The organism is Pseudoxanthomonas sp. SGT-18 (assembly GCF_003931645.1).
GTDB lineage: Bacteria > Pseudomonadota > Gammaproteobacteria > Xanthomonadales > Xanthomonadaceae > Pseudoxanthomonas.
The window spans coordinates 293,937-313,312 of sequence record NZ_RRYJ01000001.1; the positions used below are offsets into that span (position 1 = coordinate 293,937).

Sequence of the window (19,376 nt, forward strand, 5' to 3'; positions counted from 1 at the left end):
TCAGCGCAGGCGCTCGATCACGGCCTGCGCGGCCCGGGTGGTGTCGACGGCCTGGCCCGCCGGCGCGAGGTCCGCGGTGAACACGCGGTCGTCCAGCGCGGACGACACCGCCGCCTCCACCGCGGCGGCCTCGGCCTCCAGGCCCAGCGAGTGGCGCAGCAGCATGGCCGCGCTGAGGATGGTGGCGTAGGGATTGGCGATGCCCTTGCCCGCGATGTCCGGCGCCGAGCCGTGGATCGGTTCATAGATCCCGGCCTTCCCGTCGCCCAGCGACGCCGAAGCCAGCAGGCCCAGCGAGCCGGCCAGCATCGAGGCCTCGTCGGTGAGGATGTCGCCGAACATGTTCTCGGTGACGATCACGTCGTAGGCGCGCGGCCGCGACAGCAGGTGCATGGCCATGGAGTCGACCAGCTGGTGCTCCAGGGTCACGTCCGGGAACTCCTCCCGCACCACGCGCGCGGCCACGTCGCGCCACAGGCGCGAGGTCTCCAGCACGTTGGCCTTGTCCACCGAGGTGAGGTGGCCGCGGCGGCTGCGCGCCAGCGCCGCTGCGCTGCGCACCACGCGCTCGATCTCGGCCACGGTGTAGCGGCACAGGTCGCTGGCGTCGGTGGCGCTGCGGGTCTTGTCGCCGAAGTAGATGCCGCCGGTCAGCTCGCGCACCACCACGATGTCCACGCCTTCCAGCAGTTCGGACTTGATCGGCGAGGCGCCCAGCGCCGCCGCGTGCGGGCGCACCGGGCGCAGGTTGGCGAACAGGCCCAGGCCCTTGCGGATCGCCAGCAGGCCCTGCTCCGGCCGCACCTTGGCGTTGGGATCGGACCACTTCGGGCCGCCGACCGCGCCGAGCAGGACCGCGTCGGCGTTCTTCGCCGCCTCCAGGGTGGATGCCGGCAGCGGTTCGCCGTGGCGGTCGATGGCGATGCCGCCGATGTCGTGCTCCTGGAAGGAGAAGCTGTGGCCATGGCGGGCGGCGACCGCCTCCAGCACCGGCAGGGTGGCGGAGACGATCTCCGGGCCGATGCCGTCGCCGGGCAGTACGACGATGTTCGCGTGCATGGGGGTGCCTCGTAACGGGGAAGGTGGGATGCGCGTGGCCGGGCGCGGCTCAGCCGGCGGCTTCGGTTTCGGCTTCGGCCGGCGCGGGCGCCGGATCGCGGGCGGGCCCGGCCGCGGCTGCCTGCGGGCGCACCGGGCCGTCCCACTCGGACGCGTCGGGGCGCGGCGGCAGCGGGATGTCGGCGCGGCGGCGCGCCAGGGCACGGTTCACGGCAGCGTCGAAGCTCAGCGCGGCGGCCGGGTTGCTTTCGGGGATGGGCATGGAACGTTCCTCGGCGACCGGCACGGGGAGCGCCGGTCGGCGGTCTGTGGAATGGAGGCCGGCCGCCGGCTCCCCACCGGCGGCCGGCCGGGTCTGCATCGGATCAGGCGGTGGCCAGCTGCTCGCTGTTCCCCGCGGCACGGCGCTGGCGCAGCAGGCGGTTGGCCACGTCCAGCCAGGCCAGCGCGCTGGCCTCGATGATGTCGCGGCTGGTGCCGGTGCCTTCGTATTCGTCCTCGCCGTGGCGCACGCTGAGGCTGGCTTCGCCGCGGGCATCGGTGCCCAGGCCGACGCTGTGCACCTGGTAGCTCTCCAGGCTCAGCTGCACGCCGGTGGCGGCCGACAGCGCGGCGAACAGCGCGTCCACCGGGCCGTCGCCCTCGGCGGTCTCGGCCACGCGGCGGCCATCCGGGTCGGACAGCTCGACGGTGGCGCTGGCGCGCTGGCCGGCGTCGCTGACCGTCATCGAGGCCAGGCGGTAGCCCTCGCCGTCGCCGGTGTCCTGCATCAGCGCCTGCAGGTCGGCGTCGGTGACCACGCGCTGCTGCTCGCACAGCGCCTTGAAGTCGGCGAACACCAGGTCCAGCTCCGTCTCCTCCAGGTAGTAGCCCAGCGCGCGCAGGCGCTGCTCGACCGCGGCGCGGCCGCTGTGGCGGCCCAGCACCATCTGGGTGTCCGGCCAGCCCACGTCCTGCGGGCGCATGATCTCGTAGGTGCCGCGGTGGCGCAGCATGCCGTGCTGGTGGATGCCCGACTCGTGGGCGAAGGCATTGCTGCCGACCACCGCCTTGTTGCGCTGGACCGGCATGCCGATCAGGCGCTGCAGCAGCTGCGAGGTCGGCACCAGGCGGCGGGTGTCGATGCCGGTGTCGGCCTCGAAGAACGCGTTGCGCACCTTCAGCGCCATCACGATCTCCTCCAGCGCGCAATTGCCGGCGCGCTCGCCGATGCCATTGACGGTGCACTCGACCTGGCGCGCGCCGCCCTCGATCGCGGCCAGGGTGTTGGCCACGGCCAGGCCCAGGTCGTTGTGGCAGTGCGCGCTGAAGATGACCTTGTCAGCGCCCGGCACCTGCGCGATCAGGCGCTGGAAGATGCCGCGGATCTCCTCCGGGGTGGTGAAGCCGACCGTGTCGGGGATGTTGATGGTGGTGGCGCCGGCCTCGATCGCCGCGGCCACGACCTCGTGCAGGAAGTCCTCCTCGGTGCGGGTGCCGTCCTCGGTGGAGAACTCGATGTCGTCGATGTGGCCCTTGGCGTAGCGGATGCTCTCGACCACCCGGTCCAGCACCTGCTGGCGGCTCATGCGCAGCTTGTGCTCGCGGTGCAGCGGGCTGGTGGACAGGAACACGTGCAGGCGCGGGCGCGCGGCGGCCTCCAGCGCGCGCAGGGAGGTGTCGATGTCCGCCTGCAGGCAGCGCGAGAGCACGGCCAGCACCGGCTCGCGGATCTCGCGGCCGATCAGGGCCATGGCCTCGCGGTCGGACTGCGAGCTGGCCGGGAAGCCGGTCTCGATCACGTCCGCACCCAGTTCGGCCAGTGCGCGGGCCATGACCAGCTTCTGCGGCGGGGTCATGCTGCAGCCGGGGGACTGCTCGCCGTCGCGCAGGGTGGTATCGAACACCCGGATGCGGGCCTGGGAGACCTGGGTTTGGGCTTGGGACTGTTGCGCGTTCACCAGGTGAACTCCTCTTCGACGGGCTGCGGCGCGATGGGCGCCATTGGGACGGAAACGGTGGTGGTGGGGGACAGGTTAGCGGCTGGGCGGCGCTTTGCCACGGGGATCGGTTTGCGCGCCGCACCATCCCCCGCGGCGGCGGCCGGTTCCGGGCCGCGGCTGCGCCGGCGCGGCTTGCGCGGCGGCCGCGGGCGGACCTCGGACAGCAGCTGGGCGAGGGTGGCCGCGTCGATGTTGCCGCCGGAGACCACGGCGCACTTGCGACGCCCGGCCACGCGGCGGCCGGCGGCCAGGGCCAGGGCACCGGCGCCCTCGGCGATCAGGTTCTCTTCCAGCGCCAGCCGGACCAGGGTCTCGCGCAGTTCGGCCTCGCGCACGATCACCACGTCGTCCAGCAGCCGCGCGCACAGGCGCCGGGTCAGGAACCCGGGCACCTTCACCCGGACGCCGTCGGCCAGCGACCTGGCGGGGTCGATCTCGCGCAGGTCGCCGCGGATCGCGCGGGCCATGGAATCCACGCCCTCGACCTGGGCGCCGACCACGCGCACGCCCTGCGACTTCAGCGCCAGGGCCACGCCGGAGGCCAGCCCGCCGCCGCCGATCGGCACGATCACCACGTCCGGGGCGTGCGGCGCGATCTCGATCCCGATCGTGCCCTGGCCGGCGATCACGTCCGGGTCGTCGAACGCGGACAGGAAGCGGTAGCCGTACTGCTCGGCCAGCTGCCGGGCGAAGGCGTAGGCCTCGTCGTAGCTGTCGCCGTGCTGGCGCACGGTGGCACCCCAGTGGGTGACGCCGGCGATCTTGGTCTGCGGCGCGCCGTGCGGCATCACCGTGATCGCCTGCACGCCAAGGCGGTAGGCGGCCCAGGCCACGCCCTGGGCGTGGTTGCCGGCGGAGGCGCAGATCACCGGGCGGTCGTCGCCGCGCTCGCGCGCGGCCAGCATCGCGTTGAGCGCGCCGCGCACCTTGTAGGAGCCGGTGCGCTGCAGGTTCTCCAGCTTGAGCATCACCCCGAAGCGCTCGGCGTGGTGCATCGGCGTCACCGGCAGGAACCGGCGCAGGCGCGACTGCGCGGCCAGTACGTCGGCCACGCCGACGTCGCCGACGTCCGCTTCTCCTGCGCTGGTGCGGCCGGTATCAGGCATCGCCGCGGCGCTCCGTGCGATTTCCGAGAAGGCACCTCCGCACCGTCGCCTCCACGGGGGCGACGGCGGAACGGGCGGCTGCGCGCGCGTTCATGGCGCGCCTCCGTGGCCGGCGCCGGCTTCGCCGGGCAGCGGGCCGTCGACCGGCGAGATCTGCACCGATTCGCAGTCGTACACCTTCTGCAGCTGGCGGCGCAGGGTCTCGGCCGTGCGCCCGCCGCTGTTGACCACCATCTGCAGGCGCCAGCGCCCGTCGGCGGCGTCGGGGAAGCCCTGGATCGCGCGCGGCGCGAAGCCGCGGCGCTCGGTCATGCCGATCACGCGCACCAGCGCGCCCTCCACGGGCTTCAGCACCAGGTCAAGCCGGTAGTGCATGAGCGGACTCTGCCTTCTGTTCGTTGGGGTTGGCGTCCAGCATGTGGCTGTTGGCCGTGTTCGGCGGCACCAGCGGCCAGACGTTGGCCTTGGCGTCGATCTTCACGTGCAGCAGGCCCGGGCCGGGCGCCGACAGCAGCGCCGCCAGTGCGTCCTCGATCTGCGAGCGCTGCTCGATGCGCGAGGCCGGGATGCCGCACACCTGGGCCAGGGCGGCGAAGTCCGGGTTGTCGGACAGGTCGATCTCGCTGTAGCGCTTGTCGAAGAACAGTTCCTGCCACTGCCGGACCATGCCCAGGGCGCTGTTGTCCAGCAGGATGATCTTCACCGGCAGCTTGCAGCGGGCGATGGTGACCAGCTCCTGCACGTTCATCATGAAGCCGCCGTCGCCGTTGACCAGGACCACCGGGCGGTCGGGGAAGGCGAACTGCGCGCCCATCGCCGCCGGCAGGCCGAAGCCCATGGTGCCCAGCGCGCCGGAGGTCAGGTGGTTGCGCGGATGGCTGAAGCGGCAGTGCTGCGCCACCCACATCTGGTGCTGGCCCACGTCGGCGGTGATGATCGCGTCCGGGCACAGTTCGCTGACCCGCTTCAGCAGCGCCGGGGCGTAGATGTCGGTGCCGGGTGCGTCGTAGCGCGGGGCATGTTTCTCGCGCAGGGCGGTGCAGCGCTGGCGCCATTCGCCGGCGGTGCTGCGCGCCGCGGCCAGGGCGCGCAGGCCCGCGGCCAGGTCGCCGGGCAGGGCGATGTCGGCGGTGCGCAGCTTGGAGATCTCGTAGGCATCCGCGTCCAGGTGGACCACCCGCGCGAACGGCGCGAACTCGGACAGCTTGCCGGTGGCGCGGTCGTCGAAGCGGGCGCCAACCACCACCAGCAGGTCGCACTCCTGCACCGCGATGTTGGCGGCGCGGGTGCCGTGCATGCCCAGCATGCCCAGGAACTGCGGGTGGTTGCCGGGCAGGGCGCCCAGGCCGCGCAGGGTCAGCACGGTCGGGATGCCGGTGGCCTCGACGAACTGGCGGAACTCGTCCACCGCATCGCAGATGCCGATGCCGCCGCCGCCGTAGATCACCGGCTTTTCGGCTGCGGCGATCGCAGCGATGGCCTCGGCCAGGGTCGCATCCGGCGGCGGGGGCGGCGCCTGCACCGGGGCCGGCACGTGCGCCGGCAGGTGGGTGGCGGCGCCGACCTGGACGTCCTTGGGCAGGTCGACCAGGACCGGGCCCGGGCGGCCTTCGCGGGCGATGCGGAAGGCCTCGGCCATCACGTGCGGCAGCTCGTCCACGCTGCGCACCAGGAAGCTGTGCTTGACGATCGGCATGGTCATGCCGAACACGTCCAGCTCCTGGAACGCGTCGGTCCCCAGCAGCGACGTCGGCACCTGGCCGGTCAGGCACACCATCGGCACCGAATCCAGCATCGCGTCGGCGATGCCGGTGACCAGGTTCGAGGCGCCGGGCCCGGAGGTGGCCACGCATACGCCGACCTTGCCGGAGGCGCGGGCGTAACCGTTGGCCGCCAGGGCCGCTCCCTGCTCGTGGCGGACCAGGATGTGGCGCAGCCCCGAATCCACCAGGGCGTCGTAGAACGGCATGATGGCGCCGCCCGGATAGCCGAAGATGGTGTCGACCCCCTCGGCCTCCAGCGCGTGCGCGACCCAGGCTGCGCCATTGCGCAGCCCGGCCGCCGTCGCTGTGGGGGTGTTGGCGTTCATGCGGCGGCGGTCTTCTTGGCGGTTTGTTCTTCGGCGGGCTGGGCGCTGCCCTGCAGCCACACCATCTTGGTGCGCAGTTCACGGCCGACCTTCTCGATCGGATGGTCCTTGTCGGCCTGCTGGAACTTCCTGTAGTTCGGCAGGCCGGCGTCGTACTCGGCCTGCCAGTTGCGCACGAAGGTGCCGTCCTGGATGTCCTTCAGCACTTCCTTCATGCGCGCCTTGACCGAGGCGTCGATCACCCGCGGGCCGGAGACGAAGTCGCCGTACTGGGCGGTCTCGGAGATGAACTCGAGCATGCGGGTGATGCCGCCTTCGTAGAACAGGTCGACGATCAGCTTCAGCTCGTGCAGGACTTCGTAGTAGGCGATCTCCGGCTGGTAGCCGGCCTCGACCAGGGTCTCGAAGCCGGCCTGCACCAGGGACGAGGCGCCGCCGCACAGCACGGCCTGCTCGCCGAACAGGTCGGTCTCGGTCTCTTCCTTGAAGGTGGTCTTGATCAGGTTGGCGCGGGCGCCGCCCAGGCCGCCGGCGTAGGCCAGGGCGTATTCCTCGGCCTTGCCCGACTTGTCCTGGTACACCGCATAGATGCACGGCACGCCGCGGCCGATCTCGTACTCGCGGCGGACCAGGGCGCCCGGGCCCTTGGGCGCGACCAGGACCACGTCCAGGTCCTCGCGCGGGGTGATCATGCCGAAGTGCACGTTCAGGCCGTGGGCGAACAGCAGCACCGCGCCCTGCTTGAGGTTGTCGCGCAGGACTTCCTCGTAGAGCTTCTTCTGGACCATGTCCGGGACCAGCACGGCGACCAGGTCGGCGTCCTTCACCGCCTCGGCCGGGCTCTTGACCACGAAACCGTCCGCCTGGGCCTTGGCCTCGGTCGGACCGCCCGGGCGCAGGCCCACGGTCACGTCGAAGCCGGAATCGCGCAGGTTCAGCGCGTGCGCGCGGCCCTGGCTGCCGTAGCCGACGATCGCGATCTTGGTGGAGGTGCTGCTGGTCATGGCGTGGTCCTGTGCGGTTGCGTGGATGGGAAGGCGAAGCCTGGGAATTTGCCGGAACGAGATCGTTTCTGCTGAGAACTTTCCGGACGGAACCTTGTGCAAGGTGGAAACAAAAAACCCCGCGCCTTCCGGTGCGGGGTTTTGAGGGTCTGGCGTCTTTCTGTTGCCTACACGCCGGCTCGTCCCGCACCTGTTGGCGAGCTAATAAGGACGAGGACGAGGACCGACACCGCGGCGTTCGCGGCTGCGTGCAGGTCGGCGTCGGTGGTCGTGTGGCGATGCAGCATGGGTCGCAGGAAAGCACGCCGATTCCAGGCTTGTCAAGCGCCTTCCGTGGCCGTTTTACTGTTGCAGATGCAACCGTGGAAACGCATCACAATCGGTTGCACCTCCCGCGCGCTCCGTCCGCATCCGGCAACCCCGCCGCGCATGCGCGCCCGCCTTCGCCAGCACTCGTACAGCCATGCCCGAATACCGCTCCCGCACCTCCACCCACGGCCGCAACATGGCCGGTGCCCGCGCCCTGTGGCGCGCCACCGGGATGAAGGATGGCGACTTCCACAAGCCGATCGTCGCCATCGCCAACTCGTTCACCCAGTTCGTGCCCGGCCACGTCCACCTCAAGGACCTCGGCCAGCTGGTGGCGCGCGAGATCGAGCGCGTGGGTGGCGTGGCCAAGGAGTTCAACACGATCGCCGTCGACGACGGCATCGCCATGGGCCACGACGGCATGCTCTATTCGCTGCCCAGCCGCGAACTGATCGCCGACGCGGTGGAGTACATGGTCAACGCGCACTGCGCCGACGCGCTGGTGTGCATCTCCAACTGCGACAAGATCACCCCGGGCATGCTGATGGCCGCGCTGCGGCTCAACATCCCCACCGTGTTCGTGTCCGGCGGGCCGATGGAGGCGGGCAAGACCCGCCTGGCCGACCACAAGCTGGACCTGATCGACGCGATGGTGATGGCCGCCGATCCCAACGCCACCGACGAACAGGTGGCGGCGGTGGAGCGCAGCGCCTGCCCGACCTGCGGTTCGTGCTCGGGCATGTTCACCGCCAACTCGATGAACTGCCTGACCGAGGCGCTGGGCCTGTCGTTGCCGGGCAACGGCACCGTGGTCGCCACCCATGCCGATCGCGAGGCCCTGTTCAAGCGCGCCGGCGTGACCGCGGTGGAGCTGTGCCACCGCTGGTATGGCGGCGGCGACGGGCGCGCGCTGCCGCGCGGCATCGCCACCTTCGAGGCGTTCGAGAACGCGATGGCGCTGGACATCGCCATGGGCGGTTCGACCAACACCATCCTGCACCTGCTGGCCGCGGCGCAGGAGGCCGGGGTGCCGTTCACCCTGCGCGACATCGACCGCCTCTCGCGCAAGGTGCCGCAGCTGTGCAAGGTCGCGCCGAACACGCAGAAGTACCACATCGAGGACGTGCACCGCGCCGGCGGCATCATGGCCATCCTCGGCGAGCTGGCGCGCGGCGGACTGGTGCATACCGACGTGCCGACCGTGCATGCGCCCAGCCTGGGCGAGGCGATCGAGCGCTGGGACGTGGCCCGCACCAGCGATGAGGCCGTGCACACCTTCTACCGCGCCGGCCCGGCCGGGATCCCCACCCAGGTCGCCTTCAGCCAGGACACCCGCTGGCCGTCGCTGGACCTGGACCGCAGCGAAGGCTGCATCCGCGACCTGCAGCACGCCTACTCCAGCGAGGGCGGACTGGCGGTGCTTTACGGCAACCTCGCCGCCGACGGCTGCGTGGTGAAGACCGCGGGCGTGGACGAGTCCATCCTGGTGTTCGAGGGCCCGGCGCGGGTGTACGAGAGCCAGGACGCGGCGGTGAAGGGCATCCTCGGTGACGAGGTGCAGGCGGGCGAGGTGGTGGTGATCCGCTACGAAGGGCCCAAGGGCGGCCCGGGCATGCAGGAGATGCTCTATCCGACCAGCTACCTGAAGTCCAAGGGCCTGGGCAAGAAGTGCGCGCTGCTGACCGACGGCCGTTTCTCCGGCGGCACCTCGGGCCTGTCGATCGGCCATGCCTCGCCGGAGGCCGCGGCCGGCGGCACCATCGGCCTGGTGCGCGACGGCGACCGCATCCGCATCGACATTCCCGCGCGCAGCATCCAGCTGCTGGTGGACGAGGCCGAACTGGCGCGCCGCCGGGCCGAGCAGGACGCGCAGGGCTGGCGCCCGGCGCAGCCGCGCGCGCGCAAGGTCAGCACCGCACTGAAGGCCTATGCCCTGCTGGCCACCAGCGCCGACAAGGGCGCGGTGCGCAACCGCGAGCTGCTGGAGGGGTGAGCCTTCGGACGCGCCCGCCCGGCGGTGCCGGCGCGGGCGCGCCTTGTGCGGCCGCAGCATGCCTGCCGCGACCGTTCCGGGTCTAATGCGCCTTCTCAAGCCAGGAGGGCAGTGCATGCGTGGGATATCGTTACCTCGGCCAGGCCGCCGCTTCGCGTTCGCCGCCGCGGTGCTTTTGGCGGTACTGCAGTGCCTGCCGGCGCCGGCCGCAGCGTCCGGTTTCGTGCGCGTCGACGGGACCGGCTTCGTGCTCGACGGCAAGCCCTACCGCTTTGCCGGTGCCAACTTCTGGTACGGCGCCTACCTCGGCGCCCCCGATGGGGTGGGCGACCGCGAGCGGCTGCGCGCCGAGCTGGACCAGCTCAAGGCCGCCGGCATCGACAACCTGCGCGTGCTGGCGATGAGCGAGGCCAGCGGCTTCAGGCGCGGCGTGCGCCCGGCCTTCATGGTCGCACCCGGCGAGTACGACCAGCGCCTGCTGGAGGGCCTGGACGTGCTGCTGGACGAGATGCGCAAGCGCGACATGAAGGCGGTGCTGTACCTCAACAACTTCTGGCAGTGGTCCGGCGGCATGTCGCAATACGTGTCCTGGTTCAGCGGCGAACCGGTGTTCGATCCGGACGAGACCGGCGACTGGAACGGCTTCATGCAGAATTCGGCGCGCTTCTACGCCATGCCCGATGCGCAGGCCGCCTACCGCGACGCGATCCGCACCGTCGTCACCCGCCGCAACAGCGTCAACGGCATCGCCTACGCCGAGGATCCAACGGTGATGTCCTGGCAGCTGGCCAACGAGCCGCGCCCGGGCAGCGACGCCGCCGGCGCGGCCAATTTCCAGGCCTACCGCGCCTGGTTGGACGATACCGCCGCCTTCATCCGCCAGCTGGCGCCCAGGCAACTGGTGAGCACCGGCAGCGAGGGCCGCATGGGTTCGCTGGGCGAGGACGACTACTACCTGATCGCGCATGCCTCGCCGCACATCGACTACCTGACGTTCCACCTGTGGCCGTCGAACTGGGGCTGGATCGACCACCACGACCCGGCGGCGCGGCTGGAAGCCGGGCTGCAGGCGTCGCTGGAGTACATCGACCGCCACGTGGAAATGGCGGCCAGGCTGGGCAAGCCGATCGTGCTGTCGGAGTTCGGCCTCAACCGCGACAAGGGTTCCTACGACCCGGCCGCGCCGGTGGCCGCACGCGACCGCTTCTACCAGGCGGTGTACGCGCGCCTGCTGCAGCATGCGCGCGCCGGGGCGCCGATTGCCGGTTCCAACTTCTGGGCCTGGGGCGGCCGCGGCCGCACCTCCAACCCGGACTGGATGTGGAAGGAAGGCGATCCGTTCACCGGCGACCCGCCGCAGGAAGCGCAGGGCCTGTTCTCCCTGTTCGACAGCGACCGTTCGACCCTGGAAATCGTCTCCGCCCACGCACGCCAGTTGCGCGCGCTCCCCTGAACTGGTTCAGGCCGGGCCGGCGGCGCCGTGCTTTCCGCCTTCAGGCCTTGCGCTCGGCGGCCGATATCCGGGACAGGGAGAGGAGGGGAATCATGTCGACGATCGAGTCGCCGACGCAGCAGGACACGCAGGCCAGCGCGCCTGCGCTGCCCGATGCGCCGGTTGCATTGCTGCGCCTGGACGACGGGTTCCGCATCGTGGCCGCCAACCGCACCGCCCGGGACCTGCTGGGGCTGGAGGACACCGCCCTGCCGGTGCCGGCCGCAGGCCCGCTATGGGGCCTGCAGCGCGGCGACCTGGCCGATGGCGCCGGGGTGTGGGCCGCGCCCGGCGACGATCCTGCGCGGCGCCTGCGCTACCAGGCCGATGGCGAGGGCTGGATCGCCTCGCTGCCGCACGCCGAAACCGCCACGCTGCTGCGCGAGGCCGCCGGCATGGCCGCCGGCGGCGGGGCGGTCACCCATCCGTTGCTGGCCCCGCTGGCGCAGCGGCTGGCCGGGGCCGAACAGCCGCGCGAGCTGCTGGCGGCGGTCAACGAGGCCCTGGCCCGCTGCGACCTGGCCCTGCAGCTGCCGCCTGCGCAGGCCGCGAGCGAGGCCGGGCGGCGCCTGGCCGCCGGCTTCGGCAACCTCGCCGAGGCGGTGCGCCAGGCGGTGGCGCTGTCGGTGCAGCTGGCCGCGGACGTGCCCAAGGTGGTCGGCGAGAACGACGAGCTGGCGGCGCAGACCCGCGCCCAGGCCGAGGCCCTGGAACAGGTGCTGGCGGCCACCAGCCGGCTGCGCCAGGACCTGGACGACGTGCGCGGCGAACTGGAGCAGGTGCGCGCCGCGGCGGTGCGCGCCGACGAGGACGCGCGGCGCGGCGGCGAGGCCGCGCGCGCCCTGGCCGCGGCGATGCGCCAGGTGGAGGAACGCGCGGCGCGCGCCGGCGAGGTGATCGAGGTGATCGACTCGGTCGCGTTCCAGACCAACATCCTGTCGATCAACGCCGGGATCGAGGCCGCGCATGCCGGCGAGGCCGGGCGCGGCTTCGCCGTGGTCGCCAGCGAGATCCGGCGCCTGGCCGAGCGCGCCGCCAGTGCCGCGCGCGACGTGCGCGCCATCGTCGGCGGCACGGTCGAGGCGCTGGGCGAGAGCGCCGAGTCGGCGCGCCATACCGGGGAGATGCTGGCCGGCATCGGCCAGTCCCTGCAGGGCGCCGGCGCGGCGATGGAATCGGTGGCGCGGCGCATCGCCTCGCAGGGCGAGGAGGTGCTGGCGATCGACCGCGCGGTGGAGCAGGTGGTGGAACTGGGCCACAGCAACCTGCAACACGCCGCGCACGTGGCCGAGCTGAGCGAGGCGCTGGGCCAGGGCGTGGCCACCCTGCACGACTGCGTCGGCCTGTTCCGGCTGCCGCCGGACCCGATGCAGGTGCCGAGGCATGCGCGCGTGCGCGAACTGGCCGAGGCCGGCGCGCGCCGCATCGGCATGGCCCTGGCCGCGGCGGTGGCCGAGGGCCGGATCGGTGCCGAGGCGCTGTTCTCGCGCGAGTACAAGCAGATCCCCGGGATCGACCCGCCCAAGTACCGCACCCCGTTCGACGCGCTGTGCGACCGCATCCTGCCGCCGCTGCAGGAGCCGGTGGCCAACGCCGAGCCGTGGATCGTGTTCGCGATCAGCGCCAACCCCGACGGCTACGTGCCCACCCACAACCAGCGCTATTGCCAGCCGCTGACCGGCGACCGCGAGAAGGACCTGGTCGGCAACCGCACCAAGCGCATCTTCGGCGACCGCGTCGGCCGCAGCGTGGGCGCGCACACCGACCCGTACCGGCTGCAGGTCTACCGCCGCGACACCGGCCAGATCATGTTCGACCTGTCGGTGCCGGTGTACGTGGACGGGCGCCACTGGGGCGGGTTCCGCATCGGCTACTCGCTGGAGTAGGGCGGGGGCGCCGGGCCGCGGCCTTGGCGCGGCCCGTAGACCCAGTGCTCCAGCGCGTGGCGCAGCATCTGCGCGCGGCGCCGGCGCACCGCCCGCGCATGCGCGAGCGTGCGCTGCAGGGCCAGCATCACCAGCACCAGCAACAGCGCGAACGGCAGCGCCGAGATCGTCACCAGGCCCTGCAGCGCGTCCAGGCCGCCGGCCAGCAGCAGGGCCGCGGCCACCACCGCGATCGCCACGCCCCAGGCGATCCGCCGCAGCGGCGGCGGGTCGCCGGACTGGTCGCTGGACATGCTGGCCAGCACCAGCACCGCCGAGTCGGCCGAGGTGACGAAGAACACCGCCAGCAGCGCCACTGCCACCGCGCTCAGGGCGGTGCTGCCGGGCAGGTGCCCGAACAGGGCGAACAGCACGTTCTCGTAGCCGCTTTCCAGCACCGGCTGCAGGTCGGCCACGAACAGTTGCTGCCACAGCGCCAGGCCGCCGAACACCGCGAACCAGGCGAAGCCCAGCAGGCTCGGCGCCAGCACCGTGCCGACCACGAACTCGCGGATGGTGCGGCCGTAGGACACGCGGGCGATGAAGCTGCCCACGAACGGCGCCCACGAGATCCACCAGGCCCAGTAGAAGATCGTCCACTCGCTGACCCAGGCGCTGCCGGAGAACGGCGACATGCGCAGGCTCATGCCGACGAGCCGGTCCAGGTAGCCGCCCAGCGCGTTGGTGAACACGTCGAACAGGAACGCGGTCGGGCCCAGCGCCAGCACCGCCAGCAGCAGCGCGCCGGCCAGCGCGAGGTTGGCGCTGGACAGCCATTTGATGCCGCGCTCCACGCCGCTGAGGCTGGAGGCCATGTACAGCACGAAGGCCACGCCGATCACCGCCAGCTGCATCCCGGTACCGGTGGGCGTGCCGAACACCGTGCGCAGGCCGGCGACGATCTGCAGCGCGCCGAAGCCCAGGGTGGTGGCCACGCCGATCGCAGTGGCCACCACCGCGGCGATGTCCACGCAGCGTCCGGCCCAGCCTCGGTGGTGGCGGCCCAGCAGCGGCTGCAGCAGGTCGCTGAGCTGGCCGCGGCCGCGGCGGTTGTACTGGAACCAGGCCATGGCCAGCCCGACCAGGGCGTAGATCGCCCACGGGTGCAGGCCCCAGTGGAAGAACGCGTAGCGCATCGCCGCGCGCGCGGCCGGCATGCTCGCCGGTTCCAGCCCCTCGGGCGGATTGAAGTAGTGCGACAGCGGCTCGGCCGCGCCCCAGAACACCAGGCCGATGCCCATGCCGGCCGCGAACAGCATCGCCAGCCAGCTGCCCACCGCGAACTGCGGTTCGGCGTCCTCGCCGCCAATGCGCAGCTCGCCCAGGCTGCCGAAGGCCAGGTACAGCATGAACAGCAGGGTGGCGAACACGACCAGCAGGTAGAGCCAGCCGGTGTTGGCGAGCATGCCCCCGAGCAGCGCGTCCACCATCGCGGCGAAGCGCGACGGCGCCAGGCCTGCTGCCGCCGCAAGCAGCGCGATCAGCAGGAAGGAGATGCGGAAGACCATGCCGGCTCCGGTGGCGTGGAGGCGCACAGTCTAGCAACGGCCCCGTTGCCGGCCCGTCGCGGCGGCCTGCGGCAAGCGCGCGCGGTCTGTGGTGTAATCGGCGCCGAAGCGGGGGTACCGCGGGCGCCGGTTGGGGCGCGCGGTTGAGACAGTCCCTTGGAACCTGATCCGGCTCATACCGGCGTAGGGAAGCTTCGCAGGACGGGCTCCGTCCGTCCTGTGTCCGCCCGCTTCGGGCGGCGGTGCCGCGCATGCGTGGTCCGTCGTCCCGTCCCGCACCCCGGTGCGGTTATCCCCTGAACGGACGGACACAACGCATGAACGCCATCCCCGCCTCCCTGCTCCAGCAGACCGCCCAGCTTTCCGGCTCCGTCACCCGGCCGATCCCCGGCTCGCGCAAGATCCACGTCGAAGGTTCGCGCCCGGACATCCGCGTGCCGATGCGCGAGATCGCGCTGACCCGCACCCCCACCGTGTTCGGCGGCGAGGACAACCCGCCGGTGACGGTGTACGACACCTCCGGCCCGTACACCGACCCGGAGGCGCGGATCGACCTGGCCGCGGGCCTGCCGCCGCTGCGCGCGCAGTGGATCGCCGAACGCGGCGACACCGAGGAGCTGCCGGCGCTGACCTCCGAGTTCGGCCGCGCGCGCGAGCACGACCCGAAGCTGGACGCAGTGCGCTTCCCCGGGCGCCGCCTGCCGCGCCGGGCGAAGGCCGGCGCCAACGTCACCCAGATGCATTACGCGCGGCGCGGGATCATCACCCCGGAGATGGAGTTCGTCGCCATCCGCGAGAACCAGCGCCTGGAGGCGGTGCGCGACGCGGCGCTGCGTGCCCAGCATCCGGGCCAGGGTTTCGGCGCCAGCATCCCCGAGGTGATCACCCCGGAGTTCGTGCGCGACGAGATCGCCCGCGGCCGCGCCATCCTCCCGTGCAACATCAACCACCCCGAGAGCGAGCCGATGATCATCGGCCGCAACTTCCTGACCAAGATCAACGCCAACATCGGCAACTCCGCCGTGTCCTCGGGCATCGCCGAGGAGGTGGAGAAGATGGTGTGGGCGATCCGCTGGGGCGGGGACACGGTGATGGACCTGTCCACCGGCAAGCACATCCACGAGACCCGCGAGTGGATCATCCGCAACTCGCCGGTGCCGATCGGCACGGTGCCGATCTACCAGGCACTGGAAAAGGTCGACGGCCGCGCCGAGGAGCTGACCTGGGAGATCTTCCGCGACACGCTCATCGAGCAGGCCGAGCAGGGCGTGGACTACTTCACCATCCACGCCGGCGTTCTGTTGCGCTACGTGCCGCTCACGGCCAGGCGCGTGACCGGCATCGTTTCCCGCGGCGGCTCGATCATGGCCAAGTGGTGCCTGGCGCACCACAGGGAGAATTTCCTCTACACCCACTTCGAGGAAATCTGCGAAATCATGAAGGCCTACGACGTGGCCTTCTCCCTGGGCGACGGCCTGCGCCCGGGCTGCATCGCCGACGCCAACGACGCGGCCCAGTTCGGCGAGCTGGAGACCCTGGGCGAGCTGACGAAGATCGCCTGGAAGCACGACGTGCAGACCATGATCGAGGGCCCCGGCCACGTGCCGATGCAGCTGATCAAGGAGAACATGGACAAGCAGCTGCGCGAGTGCGGCGAGGCGCCGTTCTACACGCTCGGGCCGCTGACCACCGACATCGCCCCGGGCTACGACCACATCACCTCGGCGATCGGCGCGGCGATGATCGGCTGGTACGGCACGGCCATGCTCTGCTACGTCACGCCGAAGGAGCACCTGGGCCTGCCCAACCGCCAGGACGTGCGCGACGGCATCATGGCCTACAAGATCGCCGCGCACGCGGCCGACCTGGCCAAGGGCCATCCCGGCGCGCAGGTACGCGACAACGCCCTGTCCAAGGCACGCTTCGAGTTCCGCTGGGAGGACCAGTTCCACCTCGGCCTGGATCCGGAGAAGGCGCGCGAGTTCCACGACGAGACCCTGCCCAAGGAGGCGCACAAGCTGGCGCACTTCTGCTCCATGTGCGGGCCCCACTTCTGCTCGATGAAGATCACCCAGGACGTGCGCGACTACGCGGCCGAGCACGGGCTGGACGAGCGGGCGGCGCTGGAGGCGGGCATGGCCGGCAAGGCGGCCGAGTTCCGCGAGCAGGGCGCGGAGGTCTACCGCGCCGGATAGCGCGCAAAAGGGCCTGGTCGCGGCCCCTCCCCCTGGTACCGCGACCAGGCAAGGCGCTGCTGGCGCCATGCCGCGGAACGACGTCGACCGCGGCGTGCGCCAGTGTCCCCATCGCCGTCCCGGGGGTGTTAGCCGGCGATGGCCGGGCGGCTTTGCCGCGCTTGCCGCGATGGCGCGCCGCGCCTGCCCGTTTCCCGACCGGCAGCTGACCGGACTTCGGTCACCCGTACCAAAGACACATGGCGCTGCCCGGGGCCGTGGCTAGTGTGCCTGCATTGCCGGATCGCCCGCCTGCATGGGGCAGGCGCCAGGCCGGTTGCGCCGGCCGGCGGTCGTGGCACGGCGGGGCGAAGCGCCCCGGGGCACTGGATACATGGGAGTCGCATGGGTGCGGCGGAGAGCGAGGCGCGCAAACGGGCCGCGGAAGCGGCCGGCAGGCTGTTGCGCGTGGGGGAGTGCGAGGTCGACGTCGACCGCAGGGTGGTGTCGCGGCCGGGCGCGGAGGAACCGCGGCGGCTGACGCTCAAGGCCTTGCAGGTCCTGCTGGCGCTGGTCGAGGCCGGCGGCCGCGTGGTCAGCCGCGAACAGCTGCTGGAGCGGGTCTGGCCTGACACCCTGCCCACCGACGACGTGCTCACCCAGGCGGTGGCGCAGCTGCGGCGTGCGTTCGGCGGCCGCGGCGAGGCGCCGCCGTACATCGAGACCATTGCCAAGGCCGGCTACCGCCTGGTGGTGCCGTGCTGCTGGATCGAACCGGCCGCCACGCCGGAACCGGCCGCAGTGCCGGCGGCACCGGCGCCCGCGGTGCCGGCGCCGATCCAGCCGCGGCCGGCGCCACAGGAGCAGGCGCCTGCAGCGGCCGCCGGCACGGGCGCGCCCGCACGCGCGCCGCGCCGGCGCATCGCGTCCTGGTGGCCGGCCTTGTCCCTGTTGCTGGTGCTGGCCTTCGGCGCCGGCGCGTGGCAACTGCTGAATCCGCGCACGCGTGCCAACGATGCCGCCGACGTGGCGGCCGGCGCACCGCCGCTGCAGTACCAGGCCATCGCCGCGACCGCGCTGCCCGAGCAGGGGCCGGCGCTGTCGCCGGACGGGAGCGAGGTCGCCTACGCGCGCCCGGTCCGCGCCGGCGGCCCGCGCACGCTGTACCTGCAGCCGGCCGGCGACGGCAGTCCGCGCCAGCTGACCTTCCCCGGCCACGGCGAGGCCGATGACCTGCCGGCATGGTCGCGCGACGGGCGCCGCATCGCCTTCGTGCGCACCGGCGGCGACGGCTGCCGGCTGATGGTGGTCGCGGCCGCCGGCGGCGGCGAGCGCGAAGTCGGCCGCTGCGAGGGCGAGGATTACGCCGCCTTCGACTGGAGCCCGGACGGCCGTGCCCTGGTGATGGGCGGGCGCCGCCGCAGCAGCGGGCAGTCGGCGCCGCTGCGGCGCCTGGACCTGGGCAGCGGGCGCTGGGAGGCGCTGGCCTATCCGGCCGACGGCCTGGATACCCTGCCGCGGTTCTCGCCCGACGGCGCCTGGCTGGGTTTCCGCCGCGGCACCTCGTTGGGCGACCTGTGGCTGATGCCCGCGGCCGGCGGTCCGCCGCGGCAGCTGACCCGCCTGCGCGGCGACATCCGCGGCTGGGACTGGCTGCCCGACGGCAGCGGCCTGGTCTTCAGCCTGGTCAAGGAGGAGGCGCGCCTGTACCGGCTGGCGCTGGCGGACGGTTCGATCACCGAACTGCCGTCGCCCCCGCGCGGCAACCCGGTGTTCCCGGAAGTGGCCGCCGATGCGTGGACGATGGTGTTCGGCATCTACCGCTTCCGCAGCGGCCTGTACGCCTTCGACCTGGAGGCGGCCGGCGACGGCACGCAGCCGGGCGAACCGGTGTTCGCCTCCAGCGGCGTGGACCTGATGCCTGCGGTATCGCCCGACGGCTCGACCCTGGCCTTCGTGTCCGACCGCAGCCTGGCCGCGCAGCTGTGGATCGGCGAGCTGGAGCACCCGCAGACCCTGCGCGCGGTGCCGGGCATCGTGCCGGTGCCGCGCAACCCGCCGGTGTGGGCGCCGGATGGCAGCCGCCTGCTGGTGATCGGTGCCACCGGCAGCGGCGGCGACCGCCTGTACCAGGTCGAGGTCGGCTTCGACACCGTGCGCGTGCTGCCGGTGCCGGGCGTGCCCGCCTTCGCCGCCTGGACCGGCAGGCCGGACCAGCTGCTGGTCGGCGTCGACGGCAGCGGCGGCAGTACCCGGCTGGTCCTGTACCAGCTGCCGGAGTGGCGCGAACTGGCCAGCCTCGACGACGTCGCCCTGGCCCGCTACGACCACCGGCAGGACCGCGTCTGCTTCAGCCGCACCACGCGCAGCGGGCTGTGGTGCGCCGACCCGGCATTGCAGCGGGTGGTGCAGGTCGGCATGGATGCGCCGGTGCCTGAGCAGTACCGCGAATGGCTGGTTGCCGGCGGGCGGATCTTCTCCACCGCGCCGGCGCCGGGCTGCGCCACCGGCTGGAGCGAGATCGGCGCCGGAGCGGCGCGTCCGCGCTGCCTGTCGCACACCCACGCGGTGGCCTCCGGTTCGGCCAGTGTCGACGAGGCCGGGCGCCGTGCCTTCCTGGCGCTGCCGCTGGAGGACGACATGGACGTGGGCCTGGCCTCGCTGGCCTCGCTGCGGCGCGGCGCAAGCCGCTGATCCGAAAGGGCGAGGCCGGCCGAAAGACAAATATCAGGAAG

Annotated in this window: 13 protein-coding genes and 1 riboswitch; of the genes, 5 read left to right on the plus strand and 8 right to left on the minus strand. The window is 72.2% G+C overall.

The genetic code is table 11. The annotated features are described in order from the left end of the window. The 7 genes from leuB to ilvC form a co-directional block, all read right to left on the minus strand. A complete protein-coding gene (gene leuB, locus EIM47_RS01395; protein ID WP_125075859.1) occupies positions 1–1,059 on the minus strand; it encodes a 3-isopropylmalate dehydrogenase in 1,059 nt (352 codons plus the stop codon). A 49-nt stretch (positions 1,060–1,108) separates the two neighbouring features. Next, entirely contained in the window at positions 1,109–1,321 is a 213-nt protein-coding gene (locus EIM47_RS01400; protein ID WP_125075860.1) for a hypothetical protein, read from the minus strand. Positions 1,322–1,424: 103 nt separating this feature from the next. Further along, positions 1,425–2,999, minus strand: a complete 1,575-nt coding sequence (locus tag EIM47_RS01405) for a 2-isopropylmalate synthase (protein WP_125075861.1) — start codon at positions 2,997–2,999, stop codon at positions 1,425–1,427. Further along, the gene (locus tag EIM47_RS01410) at positions 2,996–4,147 is read right to left on the minus strand and encodes a threonine dehydratase (RefSeq protein WP_028914562.1); all 1,152 of its coding nucleotides are present in this window, start codon (positions 4,145–4,147) and stop codon (positions 2,996–2,998) included. Before EIM47_RS01410 ends, EIM47_RS01405 begins: the two co-directional genes overlap by 4 nt. A 90-nt stretch (positions 4,148–4,237) precedes the next feature. Beyond that, positions 4,238–4,522 (minus strand): ACT domain-containing protein, encoded by a 285-nt coding sequence (locus EIM47_RS01415; RefSeq protein ID WP_028914563.1) that lies wholly within the window; start codon positions 4,520–4,522, stop codon positions 4,238–4,240. Further along, positions 4,506–6,236: an acetolactate synthase 2 catalytic subunit gene (gene ilvG / locus EIM47_RS01420; RefSeq protein ID WP_125075862.1), complete on the minus strand. Its 1,731-nt coding sequence runs from the start codon at positions 6,234–6,236 to the stop codon at positions 4,506–4,508. Before ilvG ends, EIM47_RS01415 begins: the two co-directional genes overlap by 17 nt. After that, complete coding sequence (gene ilvC, locus EIM47_RS01425; protein ID WP_125075863.1) at positions 6,233–7,240, minus strand: ketol-acid reductoisomerase; 1,008 nt, start codon at positions 7,238–7,240, stop codon at positions 6,233–6,235. The genes ilvG and ilvC overlap by 4 nt, the downstream gene beginning before the upstream one ends. A 463-nt stretch (positions 7,241–7,703) precedes the next feature. Between ilvC and ilvD the strand changes: the two genes are divergently transcribed. From ilvD to EIM47_RS01440, 3 genes are all read left to right on the plus strand, one after another. Continuing rightward, positions 7,704–9,542, plus strand: a complete 1,839-nt coding sequence (gene ilvD / locus EIM47_RS01430; protein ID WP_125075864.1) for a dihydroxy-acid dehydratase — start codon at positions 7,704–7,706, stop codon at positions 9,540–9,542. A 115-nt stretch (positions 9,543–9,657) separates the two neighbouring features. After that, positions 9,658–10,995: a cellulase family glycosylhydrolase gene (locus EIM47_RS01435; protein WP_028914567.1), complete on the plus strand. Its 1,338-nt coding sequence runs from the start codon at positions 9,658–9,660 to the stop codon at positions 10,993–10,995. 92 nt (positions 10,996–11,087) lie between these two features. Next, on the plus strand, positions 11,088–12,920 hold the full coding sequence (locus tag EIM47_RS01440; protein ID WP_125075865.1) for a methyl-accepting chemotaxis protein: 1,833 nt from the start codon (positions 11,088–11,090) through the stop codon (positions 12,918–12,920). Here EIM47_RS01440 and EIM47_RS01445 read toward each other — a convergent pair. Beyond that, a complete protein-coding gene (locus EIM47_RS01445) occupies positions 12,905–14,467 on the minus strand; it encodes a BCCT family transporter (RefSeq protein WP_125075866.1) in 1,563 nt (520 codons plus the stop codon). The two genes, EIM47_RS01440 and EIM47_RS01445, sit on opposite strands and share 16 nt — an antisense overlap. Positions 14,468–14,567: 100 nt before the next feature. Next, a riboswitch (TPP riboswitch) is annotated at positions 14,568–14,675 on the plus strand. Positions 14,676–14,784: 109 nt separating this feature from the next. On the opposite strand from EIM47_RS01445, the gene thiC reads away from it, so the two are divergent. Next, complete coding sequence (gene thiC, locus EIM47_RS01450) at positions 14,785–16,662, plus strand: phosphomethylpyrimidine synthase ThiC (protein ID WP_019398180.1); 1,878 nt, start codon at positions 14,785–14,787, stop codon at positions 16,660–16,662. 384 nt (positions 16,663–17,046) lie between these two features. Next, positions 17,047–19,335 carry a winged helix-turn-helix domain-containing protein gene (locus tag EIM47_RS01455; protein WP_051403621.1) on the plus strand — a complete coding sequence of 763 codons (2,289 nt, stop codon included), beginning with the start codon at positions 17,047–17,049 and terminating at the stop codon, positions 19,333–19,335. Positions 19,336–19,376: the final 41 nt, after the last annotated feature.

Excerpts from the sequence above, each read along its gene's own strand:
- ilvG (WP_125075862.1), bottom strand. The coding sequence starts at position 6,236 with ATGAACGCCAACACCCCCACAGCGACGGCGGCCGGGCTGCGCAATGGC.
- EIM47_RS01455 (WP_051403621.1), top strand. The coding sequence starts at position 17,047 with ATGGGTGCGGCGGAGAGCGAGGCGCGCAAACGGGCCGCGGAAGCGGCC.
- EIM47_RS01445 (WP_125075866.1), bottom strand. The coding sequence starts at position 14,467 with ATGGTCTTCCGCATCTCCTTCCTGCTGATCGCGCTGCTTGCGGCGGCA.
- EIM47_RS01440 (WP_125075865.1), top strand. The coding sequence starts at position 11,088 with ATGTCGACGATCGAGTCGCCGACGCAGCAGGACACGCAGGCCAGCGCG.
- EIM47_RS01410 (WP_028914562.1), bottom strand. The coding sequence starts at position 4,147 with ATGCCTGATACCGGCCGCACCAGCGCAGGAGAAGCGGACGTCGGCGAC.
- ilvD (WP_125075864.1), top strand. The coding sequence starts at position 7,704 with ATGCCCGAATACCGCTCCCGCACCTCCACCCACGGCCGCAACATGGCC.
- EIM47_RS01435 (WP_028914567.1), top strand. The coding sequence starts at position 9,658 with ATGCGTGGGATATCGTTACCTCGGCCAGGCCGCCGCTTCGCGTTCGCC.
- thiC (WP_019398180.1), top strand. The coding sequence starts at position 14,785 with ATGAACGCCATCCCCGCCTCCCTGCTCCAGCAGACCGCCCAGCTTTCC.
- leuB (WP_125075859.1), bottom strand. The coding sequence starts at position 1,059 with ATGCACGCGAACATCGTCGTACTGCCCGGCGACGGCATCGGCCCGGAG.
- EIM47_RS01415 (WP_028914563.1), bottom strand. The coding sequence starts at position 4,522 with ATGCACTACCGGCTTGACCTGGTGCTGAAGCCCGTGGAGGGCGCGCTG.
- EIM47_RS01400 (WP_125075860.1), bottom strand. The coding sequence starts at position 1,321 with ATGCCCATCCCCGAAAGCAACCCGGCCGCCGCGCTGAGCTTCGACGCT.
- ilvC (WP_125075863.1), bottom strand. The coding sequence starts at position 7,240 with ATGACCAGCAGCACCTCCACCAAGATCGCGATCGTCGGCTACGGCAGC.